Source organism: Streptomyces sp. LaPpAH-108, assembly GCF_000373625.1.
In the GTDB taxonomy this organism is placed as follows: domain Bacteria; phylum Actinomycetota; class Actinomycetes; order Streptomycetales; family Streptomycetaceae; genus Streptomyces.
In genome coordinates, this window is the sequence record NZ_KB892000.1 from 31,480 (window position 1) to 47,101 (window position 15,622).

Annotated in this window: 12 protein-coding genes, 1 tRNA gene and 2 pseudogenes; 6 read left to right on the plus strand and 9 right to left on the minus strand. The window is 73.1% G+C overall.

What is annotated here, in order from left to right; all coding sequences use genetic code 11:
- Positions 1–269 precede the first annotated feature (269 nt).
- Positions 270–566 (plus strand): hypothetical protein, encoded by a 297-nt coding sequence (locus B079_RS0130595; protein WP_018549671.1) that lies wholly within the window; start codon positions 270–272, stop codon positions 564–566.
- 118 nt (positions 567–684) lie between these two features.
- Here the strand turns inward: B079_RS0130595 and B079_RS34500 are convergent, their stop codons facing one another.
- Both B079_RS34500 and B079_RS34780 read right to left on the minus strand, forming a co-directional pair.
- On the minus strand, positions 685–1,446 hold the full coding sequence (locus B079_RS34500) for an RDD family protein (RefSeq protein WP_078496141.1): 762 nt from the start codon (positions 1,444–1,446) through the stop codon (positions 685–687).
- Positions 1,447–1,517: 71 nt separating this feature from the next.
- A pseudogene (locus tag B079_RS34780) lies at positions 1,518–2,129 on the minus strand (RDD family protein); the annotation flags it as partial.
- A 1,399-nt stretch (positions 2,130–3,528) separates the two neighbouring features.
- Between B079_RS34780 and B079_RS36240 the strand changes: the two are divergent.
- Positions 3,529–3,720, plus strand: coding sequence for a hypothetical protein (locus B079_RS36240; protein ID WP_018549674.1), 192 nt, complete (start codon positions 3,529–3,531; stop codon positions 3,718–3,720).
- On the opposite strand, the pseudogene B079_RS36245 reads toward B079_RS36240, so the two are convergent.
- Positions 3,708–3,803: pseudogene (locus B079_RS36245) on the minus strand (DUF2510 domain-containing protein); the annotation flags it as partial. The gene B079_RS36240 and the pseudogene B079_RS36245 sit on opposite strands and share 13 nt — an antisense overlap.
- A gap of 284 nt (positions 3,804–4,087) precedes the next feature.
- Between B079_RS36245 and B079_RS0130610 the strand changes: the two are divergent.
- Complete coding sequence (locus B079_RS0130610; protein WP_018549675.1) at positions 4,088–4,501, plus strand: SsgA family sporulation/cell division regulator; 414 nt, start codon at positions 4,088–4,090, stop codon at positions 4,499–4,501.
- Between the two features lie 23 nt (positions 4,502–4,524).
- On the opposite strand, the gene B079_RS0130615 is transcribed toward B079_RS0130610, so the two are convergent.
- On the minus strand, positions 4,525–5,934 hold the full coding sequence (locus B079_RS0130615) for an FAD-binding oxidoreductase (RefSeq protein WP_018549676.1): 1,410 nt from the start codon (positions 5,932–5,934) through the stop codon (positions 4,525–4,527).
- A 97-nt stretch (positions 5,935–6,031) separates the two neighbouring features.
- Here B079_RS0130615 and B079_RS0130620 point away from each other — a divergent pair, with 97 nt between their 5' ends.
- A complete protein-coding gene (locus tag B079_RS0130620; RefSeq protein ID WP_018549677.1) occupies positions 6,032–7,507 on the plus strand; it encodes a tetratricopeptide repeat protein in 1,476 nt (491 codons plus the stop codon).
- Between the two features lie 58 nt (positions 7,508–7,565).
- Here the strand turns inward: B079_RS0130620 and hppD are convergent, their stop codons facing one another.
- Positions 7,566–8,711: a 4-hydroxyphenylpyruvate dioxygenase gene (gene hppD, locus B079_RS0130625; protein WP_018549678.1), complete on the minus strand. Its 1,146-nt coding sequence runs from the start codon at positions 8,709–8,711 to the stop codon at positions 7,566–7,568.
- Between the two features lie 122 nt (positions 8,712–8,833).
- Between hppD and B079_RS0130630 the strand changes: the two genes are divergently transcribed.
- The gene (locus B079_RS0130630; RefSeq protein WP_018549679.1) at positions 8,834–9,310 is read left to right on the plus strand and encodes an Lrp/AsnC family transcriptional regulator; all 477 of its coding nucleotides are present in this window, start codon (positions 8,834–8,836) and stop codon (positions 9,308–9,310) included.
- Here B079_RS0130630 and B079_RS0130635 read toward each other — a convergent pair.
- From B079_RS0130635 to B079_RS0130650, 4 genes are all read right to left on the minus strand, one after another.
- Positions 9,307–10,098, minus strand: coding sequence for a S16 family serine protease (locus tag B079_RS0130635; protein ID WP_026249237.1), 792 nt, complete (start codon positions 10,096–10,098; stop codon positions 9,307–9,309). The two genes, B079_RS0130630 and B079_RS0130635, sit on opposite strands and share 4 nt — an antisense overlap.
- A gap of 417 nt (positions 10,099–10,515) precedes the next feature.
- Positions 10,516–11,157 carry an IclR family transcriptional regulator gene (locus tag B079_RS0130640; RefSeq protein WP_018549682.1) on the minus strand — a complete coding sequence of 214 codons (642 nt, stop codon included), beginning with the start codon at positions 11,155–11,157 and terminating at the stop codon, positions 10,516–10,518.
- 565 nt (positions 11,158–11,722) lie between these two features.
- Positions 11,723–13,513: a DEAD/DEAH box helicase gene (locus B079_RS0130645; RefSeq protein ID WP_018549683.1), complete on the minus strand. Its 1,791-nt coding sequence runs from the start codon at positions 13,511–13,513 to the stop codon at positions 11,723–11,725.
- Positions 13,514–13,776: 263 nt separating this feature from the next.
- Positions 13,777–15,204, minus strand: a complete 1,428-nt coding sequence (locus tag B079_RS0130650; RefSeq protein ID WP_018549684.1) for an MFS transporter — start codon at positions 15,202–15,204, stop codon at positions 13,777–13,779.
- Positions 15,205–15,438: 234 nt separating this feature from the next.
- On the opposite strand from B079_RS0130650, the gene B079_RS0130660 reads away from it, so the two are divergent.
- A tRNA-Cys gene (locus tag B079_RS0130660) sits at positions 15,439–15,510 on the plus strand.
- Positions 15,511–15,622 lie beyond the last annotated feature (112 nt).

Below are 15,622 nucleotides of genomic sequence, written 5' to 3' on the forward strand. Positions count from 1 at the left end.
CCGTTATTTGACTAGAGGTTTAGGAGAAAAGACAGATCTTGACTTGTACAGGACAGGTGCACTATGCGAAGCGGGGGCCCGCTTTACGGACGGCCGCGTCCCCTCAACGGGCGCGTGCATCCGCCCAGTTGGCGAAGATCATGACTCCGTGCGCCCCCTGTGCACCGGCGCCCCGGGCAAGGCCACGCTTACCTGGCGCGTGACTCGGGCATGGACGCGGGGAGAGTCCGCTGGCACCCCCACATTCATCTTCCGAGGACACGATTGCCATGCCTCGTCCGACCGCCGCACAGCTCGCCTACGGTTCCTGCACCGTGATCTTCTCCACCCTCGCCATGCTGCTGCTGTCACAGACGAGTTCCGGCCCCGGGATCGCCGTGATCTCCCTGGCCGCACTCGCCCTCGGCGTCCTGGTGGCCATGACCGTGCCGCACCCCCGCCGGGCGCGCGCGGCCCGTCCCGAGCCCGCGCCGCAGAGCGTGCCCGCGCCCACCCGGCTGGCGAGCGCGCGGCGCGAGCCGGTGGCCGCCTCGGCCGAGCCGGTGCGGCACCGGACCGCCTCCTGACGGCGGTCCGCCCTCCGCGCCGTACCCGCGTCGTACGCGTACGAGAGGGGCGCGCCGGGGTCTCTTCTCCCCGGCCCGCCCCTCTCGTACGTGAGCGACGCCCTGTGCCCTTCGTCGGCTACCGCGTGCTGACCACCACCGTCTTGGCCGCCTTGTCGTGCAGGCCCTGCTTGTAGGGGCGGTCGAAGTAGCTCCAGCCGCCGCAGATCGCGGTCCAGATGCAGGCGCAGCAGAAGGCGAACGGCAGCCACAGCACCAGCGCGCGGACCAGGGAGGTCTGCGCGGAGGGGGTCGAGCCGTTGTCCAGGTTGGCCACGCGCATGTGGAACCACTTCATGCCGAGCGTCTGGCCGGTCCTGGCGATCAGGATCGTGTCGTAGGCGATGTAGAGGATCGCGGCGATCACCGACTGGGCGAACGACTTCCCGGCGTTCATGTTCTGGCCGTTCACGTCGTACTGGTGCACCCCGAACGCCCAGGTCACCAGCCAGACGACGATACCGACCATGATCATGTCGAGGATGCGGGCGATGGTGCGCTTGCCGCTGTCGGCGAGCGGGGGCATTCCGGCGAGGGGGTCGGCGGGGTAACCGGGCCCTCCCGGGCCACCGGGTCCTCCGTAGGGGCCGCCCTGACCGCCGTACGGGCCGCCGCCGCCCTGACCGCCGTAGGGGTTGCCGCCGGGCTGCTGGGGGCCGCCGGGGGGTGGTTGCTCACCACCGCCCGGGGGCGGGGGCTGCTGACCCCCGGCGGGAGGCTGGCCGCCGCCGTGCGGGGCGTCGTACGGCGAGCCCCACCCCTGCTCCGACGGGGGGCGCTTCCTCAGCGGATCGTCGTCGGGGGGCTGCGGGCCGGAGCCGGAGGGCGGTTCGCTGCTCATGGCCCGAGTGGACCGCGAACGACCCGGCTCCGCACCCGGCGGGCGGCCGTACGGAGTACCGTCCGGCGGCCTCAGTCCGCCACGAAGGTGTGCGCCGCCTTGTCGTGCCAGCACTGGCGCCAGGGGCGGTCGAACAGCCCCCACAGCACACCGACCGCCCCGATGCCGAGGAGTCCGGGCACGCAGTAGACCAGCCAGCGGCGCAGGGCCGCGCCGAACGTGGGCGGCTCGTGCGCCTCGATGTCCCGCACCTGGATCCCGCACAGCCGCTTGCCGAGGGTACGGCCCCACTTCGCGGTGGGCAGCACCTCGTAGGCCACGCCGAAGAGGATCAGTACGGCGAGGACGACGGCGAGGTAGGTGCCGGTGGTGCCGTCGATCAGCCAGACGGTGACGGTACGGCCGGACAGCCGGGCCGCCTCGATCTTGTGCCGGAGGTGGTCGACGGCGCGGACGCCCAGGGGTACGGCCGCGGCGGCGGTGACGGCGCCGACGAAGAGGCTGTCGATGAGCCGGGCGGCGAACCGCTTGCCGAGCCCGGCGGGGCGCCCCGCCGCCTGCCGCCGGGCCGCCGCCAGGAACGGGTCCTCCACCACCGGCTTCCACGGCGCGACCGTCTGCTCCTCCCCTCCCCCGGCCAGCTGCTGCACCTGCTGAGCCCACGACGCCTGCCCGCCCCCCGCCTGCCCACTCCGCGCCCCGGGCACCACTCCCCCGAACCCACCCAGCGGCCCACCGGGCCCAGGAGTGGCGACGACGTCGAACCCCCGAGGAGCGGCGGTCCCTGCGGGGCTTTGCGCACCGGGCCGGTTACCGGCGTCGGCCGGACCCCCTACGGCTGCGCCGGACCCTGCGGGGGCCTGAGGACGGTTACCGCCGTCGGCAGGAGCCTGCCCACCGAAGCCACCAGCAGCTGCGGCGGGGCCGCGTGCCCCTGCGGGGGCCTGAGCACCCGGGCGGTTACCTCCGTCGGCGTGCGCCTGCCCGCCAAAACCCCCTACGGCTGCGCCGGGCCCTGCGGGGGCCTGCACGCCGGGAGCGCCGGGGCCGTTCGCCCCGCCGGGGGCACCGGCTGCGGGGCCGCTTGCCCCGCCCGGGGCACCGGACGGAGCCCAACTCCCCGCCTCCGGGCCACCCGTCCCTGCGGGGGCCTGTGTACCGGGAGTGCCGAAGCCGGTGGCCGCTGCGGCGGGGCTCTGCCCGGCGTGGCTGCGGTTCGCCCCGCTGGGGGCACCGACTGCGGGGTCGCTTGCGCCGCCAGGGGTGCCGGACGGAGCCCAACTCCCCGCCCCCGGGCCACCCGTACCGCCCTGACCCTGCGTGCCCAGGCGGTTGCCGCCGTCGGCGGAAGCCTGCCCGCCGAAGCCACCGGCAGCTGCGCCAGGGCCTCCCGTCCCGGCCGGGGCCTGTGCGCCGGGAGCGCCGAAGCCGGTGGACGCTGCGGCGGGGCTCTGCCCGCCGGGGCCGTTGTTCACCCCGGCCGGGCTCTGAGCGCCGACCCCGCCGGAAGCACCGGGGACACCGGCTGCTGCCGGGCCGCTTGCCCCGCCGGGGGTGCCGGGTGGAGCCCAACTCCCCGCCTCCGGGGCGCCCGTACCGCCCTGGCCCTGTGCGCCGATCCCGCCGGACGCGGCCCCCTGGGCGCCGGGGCCGCCCGCGCCCTGACCGTCCACGCCGCCGCCCGCCCCGGGCGTCCCCCAGCCTCCGGCCCCCTGGGCGGCGAACTGGCCGCCGGAGGCGACGGGAACACCCTCACCCCGCGCACCCGGAACACCCGCACCCCCCTGAGGGGAAGCCCCTACGGGCCCCTGCGCCCCGAACCCGGAGCCGTCCGCGCCCTGCGCACCGCCGCCGAACCCCGAGCCCCCCGCACCGGGGTGGGCAGCCGAACCCGGCGCGCGGCCCGCCGCACCGGCCCCGTGCCCCTGAGCACCCCCCGCATCCGAACCCGCGCCGTGCCCGAACGGGACCGCACCGAACCCGGCACCCCCCACCGCACCCACGCCCTGCGCAGCAGAACCCGAACCCCCCTGCTGAACCGGCGGAGCACTTGGTCCCGGCGTAGGCCGGCGGCTCAAGAACGTGTCCGCCGGGGACGCGGACGTGTCCCAGGCCGGGCTCCCCGTAGGGGGTTCCTCGTCGAAGAAGTGGGGGCCCGTCTCCTCGACCACCGCGGGGGTGGCGGGGCGGGTGCCCGGGGGCGGGGTGAGCGGTTCGCCGTCGGCGGGGGCGGGGCGGCTGGTGCCGGGCATCCAGGCCGCGCCGTTCCAGTAGCGGACGTAACCGGGGATGGACGGGTCCGGGTAGTAGCCCTCGCGGGGCCTGTCGTCACCGTGGGCCGGCGTAGGGGCGCTCATGTCCGTCCCGTATCTGCTCGGAGGTGGGATAGGAACCCCCACATCTATCAGACCCGGGCATCCGGCACCGCCAGTCCGGCCGGACCCACCCTTTCCGGGCGATGCCGGACCCCTGCGCGACGTACCGATGGGGTAGCGGCGACCGTACGGAGGACGCACCGGCGGGGCCCGCGAGAAACCCGGAAAAAAACTTTCCCGAACCCGCGTAATGCCCGGGCCCCTTCCCCCTCTCCCTTCCCGTGGGCCCGCCCAGGAGGCCCCGGTGAAGAGAGGAAACGCAGGTCATGGAGCACACGGTGGTGGAGCGGGAACTGGAGCTCAAGCTCATCCTTTCGCCCGAGCGGAGCATCCCCGTCCCGGCCCGGCTGAGCTACCGCTCGGACGACCCCTACGCGATCCACATCACGTTCCACATCAACTCCGACTTCCCCGTCAACTGGACGTTCGCCCGCGAGCTGCTGGTGGAGGGCGTCTTCCGGCCGTGCGGGCACGGTGACGTGCGGGTGTGGCCGACGAAGGTGAACGGCCGCAGTGTCGTGCTGATGGCGCTCAGCTCGCCCGACGGCGACGCCCTGTTGGAGGCGCCGACGCCGCAGGTCTCGGCGTGGCTGGAGCGGACCCTGCGCGCGGTGGCGCCGGGTGCCGAGGCGGAGCAACTGGGCATCGACGCCGCGCTCGACCAGTTGCTCGCCAGGTGAACGGCCGGGCACCCGACGGGTGTTCAGAAGAGCTTGCCGGGGTTGAGGATGCCGAGCGGGTCGAAGACCCGCTTCACCGCGCGCTGCATCTCGACCCCGACGGGCCCGATCTCCCGCGCCAGCCACTCCTTCTTCAGCACCCCCACCCCGTGCTCCCCGGTGATGGTGCCGCCGAGTTCGAGCCCGAGCGCCATGATCTCGTCGAAGGACTCGCGGGCGCGGCGCGACTCGTCGGGGTCGCGGGCGTCGAAGCAGACGGTGGGGTGGGTGTTGCCGTCGCCCGCGTGCGCGCAGAGCCCGATGGTGAGGTCGTATGTGGCGGCGATCCGCTCGACCCCGGCCAGCATCTCGCCGAGCCGGGAGCGGGGCACGCACACGTCGTCGATCATCGTCGTGCCCTTGACCGCCTCCAGCGCGGTCAGCGAGAGCCGCCGGGCCTGGAGGAGGAGTTCGGACTCGGCGGCGTCCTCGGCGGGCACCACCTGGGTGGCGCCCGCCTCCGCGCACAGCGCGCCGAGGGCGGCGAGGTCGGCGGCCGGGTCCGGGGTGTCGAAGGCGGCGAGCAGCAGCGCCTCGGTGGTCTCGGGCAGGCCCATCCGGGCGAAGTCGTTGACCGCCTTGACGGTCGTACGGTCCATCAGCTCCAGGAGGGACGGCACATGCCCTCCGGCCATGATCCGGCACACCGCGTCGCAGGCGTCGGCCGCCGAGGCGAACTCGGCGGCCAGCACGAGCTGTTGGGGCGGCTTGGGGCGCAGGCCGAGCACGGCCCGGACGACGATGCCGAGCGAGCCCTCGGAGCCGACGAACAGCCGGGTGAGGTCGTATCCGGCGACGCCCTTGGCGGTGCGGCGCCCGGTGGACATGAGGCGCCCGTCGGCGAGGACGACCTCGAGCCCGAGGACGTACTCGGCGGTGACCCCGTACTTGACGCAGCACAGCCCGCCCGAGGCGGTGCCGATGTTGCCGCCGATGGTGCAGGTCTCCCAGCTGGAGGGGTCCGGCGGGTAGTACAGGCCGTGTTCGCCGACCGCGCGGGAGAGCGTGGCGTTGACGACGCCGGGCTCCACGACGGCGACCCGGTCCACGGGGTTGATCTCCAGGATGCGGTCCATCTTGGTGAGGGACAGCACGACGCAGCCCTCGGAGGCGTTGGCCGCGCCGGACAGACCGGTGCGCGCCCCCTGCGGGACGACGGGCACGCGCAGCTCGGTGGCGGTGCGCATGACGTGCTGGACCTGTTCGACGGTCCGGGGCAGGACGACGACGGCGGGTGTCCCGGCCGGGCAGAAGCTCGCCATGTCGTGGGCGTAGGAGACGGTGACCTCGGGGTCGGTCAGCACGGCCTCGGCGGGCAGTCCCGCGAGCAGCCGGTCGACGAGGCTGCTCGCGGTCACGGTCTCGTCGTCGCGGGGCGCTTCGATACGGCTCATGATCCGAGCGTCGCACTCGGGGCCATCGGTGTGAACCCCGCACGCGCCGCCCTTGAGCCACCCGGATGCGCTTGTCATATTGACGCACAGTTGCCGCATGGAGAAGCGACAGTACGGACCGGCCGGGCCCGGTACGTCCCTGGTGGCCGAGTCCACGCCACGCCGTCCCCGGCGCTGGCCCCGGCGGCTGCTGGCCGTCGCGCTGGTGAGCGGGGCGGCGGCGGGCGCGGTCCTCGCCCTGCCGCCCACCGGTCCCCGGCCCCCCGAGCGACGGCCCCCGGCCCCGGCACCGGGCCCGCGCGCGATGGCGCTGACGGCGGTCACCACCGGGCTGCCCGCCGCGCTGCCCCAGCTGACGGAGCTGATCGCCCGCCAGGAGAGCGCGGTGCGGCAGCGGCCCACCGACGCGCGGGCCTGGGCGGCGCTGGGCGCGGCGTATGTGACGCGCGGGCGGCAGACGGCCGACGCGGCGGACTTCCCGAAGGCCGAGCGGGCGCTGACCAGCTCGCTCCAGGCGAAGGCCACGGGCAACGCGGAGGCGCTGGGCGCGCTCACGGCGCTGGCCAACGCGCGCCGGGACTTCCCCGCGGCGAAGCGGTACGGCGAGCAGGCGCTGAAGCTGACGCCGAAGAGCTGGTCGGCGTATCCGCCGCTGATCGACGCGTACAACGGGCTCGGTGACTACACGAAGGCCCGGGCCACCCTCGACAAGCTGATGGCGCTGCGCACGGGACCGGCCGAGCGGCCCGCCGTGATGGCGCGGGCGGCGGCCGTCTACCGGGACCGGGGCTGGCGCGAGGACGCGGTGGCCCAGCTGACGGACGCGGCGGCGGCTGCCGGTACGCCCGCCGAGCAGGCGGCCTGGCTGGCCGGGGTCGGGCAGCTGGCCTGGGAGCGGGGCGACCGGGACGACGCGCTGCGGCACTTCGAGGCGGCGCTGAAGCTCGACCCGGCGCAGGGCGCGGCGGCGACGGGCCGGGCGCGGACGCTGGCCGCGCTGGGCCGCACCGACCAGGCGCTGACGGCGTACGACCAGGCGCTGACCCAACAGCCGGACCCTCGAACCGCCCTGGAACTGGGCGAGTTGTACGAGTCGCTGGGCCGCACGCAGGACGCCGAGAAGCAGTACGCGCGGGTGCGGACGCTGGCCGCGCGGGCCGCCTCCGGCGGGGTCGACGAGGAGTTGCTGCTCGGCCGCCTGGAGGCGGACCACGGTGACCCGGACGAGGCGGTGACCCGGCTGCGCGCGGAGTGGAAGCGCCAGCCCGGCATCGAGGTGGCCGACGCGCTCGGCTGGGCGCTGCACCTGGCGGGCGACGAGGAGGAGGCGCTGAAGTACGCCGTCATCGCGACCGACAAGGCCAAGGGCGGCGGGGTGCGCAGCGCGCTGCATGCCTTCCACCGGGGCATGATCGAGCGGGAGTTGGGCCATGTCGGTCCCGCGCGGCGGCAGCTCTCGGACGCGCTGCTTGTGAACCCGTACTTCTCGCCGGTGTGGGCGCCCGAGGCGCGGGAGGCGGTGGCGGGGCTGGGGGATCCGGAGGACGGGACGCTGCCGGAGGACGCGCTGTAGACAGCTGGGCGGAAACGTCGAAGAGGGGGCCGACCGCTGAAGTCGGCCCCCAACTCACCTACAGGTTCCCGCGCTTGGCCTGCTCCCGCTCGATCGCCTCGAACAGGGCCTTGAAGTTGCCCTTGCCGAAGCCCATCGAGCCGTGCCGCTCGATGAGTTCGAAGAAGACGGTCGGCTTGTCCTGGACCGGCTTGGTGAAGATCTGCAGCAGATAGCCGTCCTCGTCGCGGTCGGCGAGGATCTTCAGCTCGCGCAGGGTCTCGATCGGCACGCGGGTGTCACCGACCCACTCGCCGAGGGTGTCGTAGTAGGAGTCCGGGGTGTCGAGGAACTGGACTCCGGCCTCGCGCATGGTGCGGACGGTGCGCACGATGTCGTTGGTGTTCAGCGCGATGTGCTGGACGCCCGCGCCGCCGTAGAACTCCAGGTACTCGTCGATCTGGGACTTCCGCTTGCCGACGGCGGGCTCGTTGATCGGGAACTTGACCTTGAGGGTGCCGTCCGCGACCACCTTGGACATCAGCGCGCTGTACTCGGTGGCGATGTCGTCGCCCACGAACTCCTTCATGTTCGTGAAGCCCATGACCTTGTTGTAGAACTCCACCCACTCGTTCATACGGCCGAGTTCGACGTTGCCGACGCAGTGGTCCACGGCCTGGAAGGTGCGCTGGGCGGGCGGCGCGACGATGGGCTCGGCGGCGGTGTACCCGGGCAGGTACGGGCCGTCGTAGCCGGTGCGCTCGACCAGGGTGTGGCGGGTCTCGCCGTACGTCGCGATGGCGGCCAGGACGACGGTGCCGTGCTCGTCCTTCACCTCGTACGGCTCGGCCAGCGGGCGGGCGCCGTGCTCGACGGCGTAGGCGAAGGCGGCGCGGGCGTCCGGGACCTCGATGGCGAGGTCGACGACGCCGTCCCCGTGCTCGGCGACGTGCTGGGCCAGGAACTCGCCCCACGGGGTGCTGGGCTTGATGACCGAGGTGAGCACGAAGCGGGCGGAGCCGTTCTCCAGGACGTAACTCGCGGTCTCCCGGCTGCCGTTCTCCGGTCCGGAGTAGGCGACCAGGGTCATGCCGAAGGCGGTGGAGTAGTAGTGCGCGGCCTGCTTGGCGTTGCCCACGGCGAAGACGACCGCGTCCATTCCCTTGACCGGGAAGGGGTCGGCCTGCCGGGCGGTGTCGGGAGTGTGGTCTGTGGTCTGCGTCATAGCCGAAGAGTGGCTCCGCTCCGCAAGGTGCGCAATAGTTCGCGTATTGACTGGGCAGTCTGTTCAGCCGTACGGCCGTACCGGCGGACTTTCTGTACAGGATGACCATCCGGGGAGGTGCCGTGGCGATCGATCAGCTGGACGGCCGGATCATCGTGCTGCTCGCCGAGGAGCCGCGCATCGGTGTGCTGGAGATGTCCCGCCGTCTCGGGGTGGCCCGGGGTACGGCGCAGGCGCGTCTGGACCGGCTGCGGGCGAGCGGGGTGATCCGCGGCTTCGGCCCCCAGGTGGACCCGGCGGCCCTCGGCTACCCGGTCACGGCTTTCGCGACGCTCCAGATCCGCCAGGGCCGGGGGCCGGATGTACGGGCCCACCTCGCGGGCGTGCCCGAGGTCCTGGAGCTGCTGACCACGACGGGCACCGGCGACATGCTGTGCCGCCTGGTCGCCCGCTCCAACGCCGATCTGCAGCGGGTGATCGACCGGGTGGTGGGGTTCGAGGGGATCGAGCGGGCGTCGACGACGATCGTGATGGAGACGCCGGTGCCGCTGCGGATCATTCCGCTGGTGGAGCAGGCGGCGGGGGAAACCCCTGGCTAGCAGCTGGGGATCTTCCCGGTGCCCTTCTCCAGGGCGACCAGGGAGTTCACAGCACCCTTCAGGTCGGTGACCGGGACGAGCCGCAGCCCCTTGGGCAGCTCCGCCTTGGCGTCCGCGCACTCGGCCTTCGGCACCAGGAAGACGGTGGCCCCGTCGCGCTGCGCGGCCCGCGTCTTCAACGGCACCCCGCCGACCGCGCCGACCTTCCCGTCCGCGTCGATGGTGCCGGTGCCCGCGACGGTACGGCCCCCGGTCAGATCCCCGCCGCTCCCGTCACCGTCCAGCTTGTCCACGATGCCGAGTGTGAAGAGCAGTCCGGCGCTGGGTCCGCCGACGTTGGCGAGCCGCAGGTCGACCTTCACGCGGCTGGCGTCCAGGTGCAGATAGTTCAGCGCGGCGTCGGTGGCCGCGTTCTGCGACTCCTGCATCTGCGCGGAGTTGTGCTTCTCGATCTCCTTGAGGGTGTTGCCGGTCGGGTAGACGGAGCCGTACGGCATGACGGCACGATCGGTCCGGAACCAGTTGTCCACGACGTCCCCCAGCGAGACGTGCGCGTTCGGCGCGGTCGCCTCGATGGTGGTCATCCGCAGCTCACCACTGGTCTTCCTGACCGGCGCCCCCGACACCGTGATCACCGGCGTCCCCCGGTTCTCCCCCAGCACATCCGCCGTCATCCCCGGCTGCGCCACCGCGAACGGCAACGGCACGACAGCCACCGTGACCATCAGCCCGACCACGGGCACCGCACACACGGCAACGGCCTGAAAACGCGAGAGACGAGAAAACACGCCCACAATCTAACGCGGCGCCCCGCCGGGGGTGGAGCGGGGAGACCCGAAGCGGATGACGGAACGGGGGCGGGGCGGGGCGGGGCGCGGGCGCGGCGGCCGAGGCCGCTCGGCGGATCTGCCGGGCGGCGGGACACCGGGACGAACGACGCCGGACGCACGCCGCAAGAGCACCCGGACCCGGGGGTGGAAGTCGGCACAGCTCGGCCACCTACCGGGCCGCAGGGCCCCTGGACCGGCAGGCCGGAGCGAAGGACGTGCGGGAGGCTGGAACCGGCGCGTGAATCCGGGACGCTGCGCACACACCTGCCGGGCAGGCGGACTGGATCAGGTGACGCGCGTCCGGGGCGCTCAGTACGTCTGGCAGGCGGACAGGGCCCCGGACGCCACAGGTCGAACCGCGCGGCGCGACCCGCGTCAGCGCAGCGCCTCGGAGATTTCCTGGGCCGCTTCCAGGACGCGGGGGCCGACGCGGTCGGGGATGGCGTCGGTGAGCATGACGACGCCGACGCTGCCTTCCAGGCCGGTGACGCCGACCAGGGGAGCCGCCGCGCCGCTGGCGCCCGCTTCGAGTTCGCCGTGGGTGAGGGTGTAGCCGGGGTCGGCGGCGCGGGAGTGGCGGGCGGCGAGGATGGCCTTGCCTGCGGCGCCTCGGTCCAGGGAGTGGCGGAAGCCCGCGCGGTAGGCGACGTGGTAGTCGGTCCAGGTGGGCTCCACCACGGCGACGGCCAGCGCCTCCGTGCCGTCCACCAGGGTCAGATGGGCCGTCGCCCCGATGTCCTCGGCCAGCGAGCGCAGCGCGGGCAGCGCGGCCTCCCGTACGAGCGGGTGCACCTGGCGGCCGAGACGCAGCACCCCGAGCCCGACCCGGGCCCGGCCGCCGAGGTCGCGCCGTACCAGGGCGTGCTGTTCGAGCGTGGCGAGCAGGCGGTACACCACCGTCCGGTTCACTCCCAGCCGGGTGGACAGCTCGGTGACGGTCAGCCCGTGGTCCGTGTCGGCCAGCAGCTTGAGGACGCGCAGTCCACGGTCGAGCGTCTGGGAGGTCTCCGCGGTCACGACGCCCACTCCTTCGGCGGTGAGGTCGACGCCTCCGCACGGCGACCGGCGCCGGGCGGATCCCGTCGGCGACGCGCTACGAGGGCGCCGATCGGCAGGACGGCCCGGCGGCTCCGGACCCTGTCGCTTTCACGGCTGCGCTCCGCGGCGGCACTGCCACGGGGCGTATGCGTAGCGGGACAGTAGCGAAGCGGGTTCGCTCAGCGGAAGCCTTCGTCCACAATCCGGGCGGGGGGTGGGGGGTTTGCCCGGGTACGGGAGGCGGAGCGGCCGGGAGCGGGGGCGGCAGGGGACTTGGACGGGCCCTACGGGGGCGGGGCGGGAGCGAGACGAGACGGGCCCAGCGGGAGTCCGGTGCGGAGCCCCGCGAGGCCCACTTGCCAGCTGACCGAGACAGGGGCCCCACGGGGTCCAGGGCCGGAGGTGAGACGGAGCCAACGGGGTCCGAGGCGGGAGCAGCACGAGCCGGACCAACGGGGTCCGGGGCAGAGCCCCGTGAGGGTCGCTTGTCAGGTGACCGAGACGGGTGGGCGGGTGGGCGAGTTCGGCTGAACCCAGCGGAGCGTCACCTCATCCGCGTAGCCCACTCCTGCACCTTCTCGATCCGCTGCCTCAGCTGCCCCGCCGTGGCCTCCGCACTCGGCGGCCCCCCGCACACCCGCCGCAGCTCGGTATGGATCACCCCGTGCGGCTTGCCACTCTGGTGCACATACGCGCTCACCATCGTGTTCAGCTTCTTACGGAGCTCCATCATCTCCTTGTGGCTGACCACGGGCCGCCGCTCGGCAGGCAGCTCCAGCAGATCCGCCTCCGCGTCCGGCTTCTTCCGGCTGTGCGCGATCTGCCGGGCCTGCCGCTTCTGGAGCAGCAGCTGCACCTGCTCCGGCTCGAGAAGCCCCGGGATACCGAGGTAGTCCTGCTCCTCCTCGCTCCCCGGATGCGCCTGCATACCGAACTCGGCACCGTCGTACAGCACCCGGTCGAAGACCGCCTCGGACTCCAGCGCCTCGAAGGAGAACTGCTCCTGCTCCCCGGTGTCCTCGTCCTGCTGCTTGTTCGCCTCGTCCATCTCCTTCTCGGACTCGGCGTACGGATCCTCCTCGCCCTGCTTCTTCGGCTTGTCGAGGGCGTGGTCCCGCTCCTTCTCCATCTCGTTGGCGAAGGTCAGCAGATCGGGCACGGTCGGCAGGAACACGGACGCGGTCTCCCCGCGCCGCCGGGACCGTACGAAACGCCCGACGGCCTGCGCGAAGAACAGCGGCGTCGAGATCGTCGTCGCGTACACCCCCACCGCGAGCCGCGGCACGTCGACCCCCTCGGACACCATGCGCACCGCGACCATCCACCGGTCGTCGCTCGCGCTGAAGTCGTCGATCCGCTTCGAGGCGCCGGTGTCGTCCGACAGGACCAGCGTGGCCTTGCTGCCGGTGATCTCGCGGATGAGCTTGGCGTAGGCGCGGGCGGACTCCTGGTCGGAGGCGATGACCAGCGCACCGGCGTCCGGGATGGCCTTCCTGACCTCGGTCAGCCGCTTGTCGGCGGCCTGCAGCACGCTCGGCATCCACTCACCGCGCGGATCGAGCGCGGTGCGCCACGCCTGGCTGACCGCGTCCTTGGTCATCGGCTCGCCGAGCCGGGCCGCGATCTCGTCGCCCGCCTTGGTGCGCCAGCGCATCTGGCCGCTGTAGCTGAGGAAGATCACGGGGCGGACGACATGGTCCGCGAGCGCGTTGCCGTAGCCGTAGGTGTAGTCGGCGGCCGAGCGCCGGATGCCGTCGTTGCCCTCCTCGTACGTCACGAAGGGGATCGGGTTGGTGTCCGAGCGGAACGGCGTACCGGTCAGGGCGAGCCGCCGGGTCGCGGGCTCGAACGCCTCCAGGCACGCCTCGCCCCAGGACTTGGAGTCACCGGCGTGGTGGATCTCGTCCAGGATCACCAGCGTCTTGCGCTGCTCGGAGCGGTTGCGGTGCAGCATGGGGCGCACCCCGACACCGGCGTACGTCACGGCGACGCCGTGGTAGTCCTTGCCGACGGGGCCCGCGCTGTACTCCGGGTCCAGCTTGATCCCTATCCGGGCCGCGGCCTCCGCCCACTGCTTCTTCAGGTGCTCGGTCGGCGCGACGACGGTCACCTGCTGCACGACATGGTGGTGCAGCAGCCAGGAGGCCAGCGTCAGCGCGAAGGTCGTCTTGCCGGCGCCGGGGGTGGCGACGGCGAGGAAGTCACGCGGCTGCTCCTGGATGTACTTGTCCATCGCCCCCTGCTGCCAGGCACGCAGCTTGCTGGCGGTGCCCCAGGGGGCACGGCCGGGAAAGGCCGGGGACAGGTTGTGGGAGGCGGCTGAAGTGGCGGACATAGGCGTGGGCCCGAAGGGCCCTCCGTTGAGGGCGGTGGCGGGCGACGGGCGGGAGGTAGTCACGGTCTCCGGGGTGGGGGCTTGGGGCGGCTCGACTACGAAGAACAACCGGGCCACCCTACCGGCGCGGGACCGCCCGCCGAGGGCGGACGAGGCGGACGCCGGTCCGGTTGGGACCGACGTCACAATCACCTCGCGCAGAGGGCGGAGGACGGCTCACGCTCGGTCACGATCTTGAAGTTTTCGCACGACACATCCCGTTGTCACCCGGTTTTTTCGTGGGCAGAGGCGGCGGATTCCTCGTGGGCGGAGCTGTCGGACTCGGGCTCCCGCACCCGTGTCGTCACCCACGCCCCCACCACCGCCACCCCCGCCATCGGCAGGAAGACGACCGCGAAGGCGGCGGGGTGGGAGACGGTGGCGTGCGCCGCCGCGGAGGCCGCCGTACTGCCGCCGCCCAGCGCCGCGAAGGCCGCGCCCGCCACCGCGAGCAGGACGACGTTGGACAGCGCGTCGGAGATCTGGAGCGCGGCGGAGTTGGCCCCGGCCTCCTCGGGCGCGGAGAGCTGGAGCAGCAGCACGCTGGTGGAGCTGATCACGAGCCCCATCCCGAAGCAGCCGAACCCCCAGGCGACCGCGACGACCCACACCGGCACGGCGGCCACCAGCACGCTCGGCGCGGCGGCGATCGCGCCCGCGACCAGCAGCATCCCGAACGTCATCAGCCGCTCGCGGTACGGCGCGGTCGCGGGCCGGGACTGCACCCACGAGGCGAGCGCCCAGGTCGCCCCGCCCGCGGCCAGCGAGAACCCGGCGAGGGTCGGCGAAAGACCCCGCTGGGTGACGAGCATCAGCGGCACGAACGATTCCGCGGCGATGAAGGACCCGGCGGACAGCCCGCGCAGCAGGACGACGGCGGGCAGCCCGCGCGCGGCGCGATAGGTGCCGCGTGGCAGCAGCCGGAGCGTGGCGGGCACGAGCAGCGCGGCACCGGCGAGCCCGGGGAGTACGGACAGGGGCCGCAGGTCCTGGGCGGCGTACTGGAGCAGCCCGGCGCCGACGGAGACGGCGAGCGCGAGGCGGATGCGGCGCCGGTCGAGCGAGGGGGCGTCCCGGCTCCCGACCGGACCGCCCGCCCGGCGCCGGATCTGGGGCAGGGCGAGGGCGAGCGGCAGCACGACGAGCGCCGGGATGCCGAGGAACACCCACCGCCACCCGAGGTGTTCGGTCACCGCGCCGGAGGCGAGCGGCCCGACGATCGACGGCACCACCCACGCGGCGGCGAACGCCGCCATGATCGCGGGCCGCAGCCGCGCGGAGTACGCGCGCCCGACGACGACGTACAGCGCGACGATCACCAGCCCGCCGCCGAGCCCCTGCACCGCCCGCCCGAGGATGAACACCCACATCACCTGCGCGGTCCCGGCCACCACGAGCCCACCCGCGAACGCCCCGATCCCCGCGCTCAGCGCCCCCAGCGGCCCCCGCCGGTCCGCCCACTGCCCGGCGAGCACCATGCCGGTGAGGCTGGTCGTGAAGTACCCGGAGAACGCGAACGCGTACAGCGCGACCCCGTCCAGCTCCCGCGCGGCAACCGGCATCGCGGTCCCGACGGCGGTCGCCTCGAAAGCGATGAGCAGCACCACGGACACGACCCCGACACTGAGCGCCCGATGAGCCCGCCCCAGCACGCCACCCTCATGCGGCTCGGCACCTACATCCACCACGGCCCGATCGGGCTGCTCAAGAGCGGTCATGCGGGCCAGCGTAAGGCCCGTTCCCCCCTTTGACCCCTGTCCAGAGCCCCACCACCCCTAGTCCCTTGGCCCTACTCCCCCGCGCCCGCTCATGAACGCCCCATGACAGTCACATTGCACCCCTTGCCCCACCCTCGACCCCCCGCCTACGTTCATTCCACGACACACGGCCGTGTGCCCGAGTGGCTCAGGGACTCGCCTGCAAAGCGAGTTACGCGGGTTCGATTCCCGCCACGGCCTCTTCCAGAATAGCTAGGTAGAAATAATTGCCGTGTTGCCCACGGCGAGGACTGCATGCCTCAAGGATTTCTCACCGTGAACCCTTGACCCGTAAGCCGAACAGGGATTTCAG

What these genes read in the sequence shown, in the direction of transcription:
- B079_RS0130595 (WP_018549671.1), top strand. Translation starts at nt 270, where the DNA reads ATGCCTCGTCCGACCGCCGCACAGCTCGCCTACGGTTCCTGCACCGTG.
- B079_RS34500 (WP_078496141.1), bottom strand. Translation starts at nt 1,446, where the DNA reads ATGAGCAGCGAACCGCCCTCCGGCTCCGGCCCGCAGCCCCCCGACGAC.
- B079_RS0130610 (WP_018549675.1), top strand. Translation starts at nt 4,088, where the DNA reads ATGGAGCACACGGTGGTGGAGCGGGAACTGGAGCTCAAGCTCATCCTT.
- B079_RS0130615 (WP_018549676.1), bottom strand. Translation starts at nt 5,934, where the DNA reads ATGAGCCGTATCGAAGCGCCCCGCGACGACGAGACCGTGACCGCGAGC.
- B079_RS0130620 (WP_018549677.1), top strand. Translation starts at nt 6,032, where the DNA reads ATGGAGAAGCGACAGTACGGACCGGCCGGGCCCGGTACGTCCCTGGTG.
- hppD (WP_018549678.1), bottom strand. Translation starts at nt 8,711, where the DNA reads ATGACGCAGACCACAGACCACACTCCCGACACCGCCCGGCAGGCCGAC.
- B079_RS0130645 (WP_018549683.1), bottom strand. Translation starts at nt 13,513, where the DNA reads ATGTCCGCCACTTCAGCCGCCTCCCACAACCTGTCCCCGGCCTTTCCC.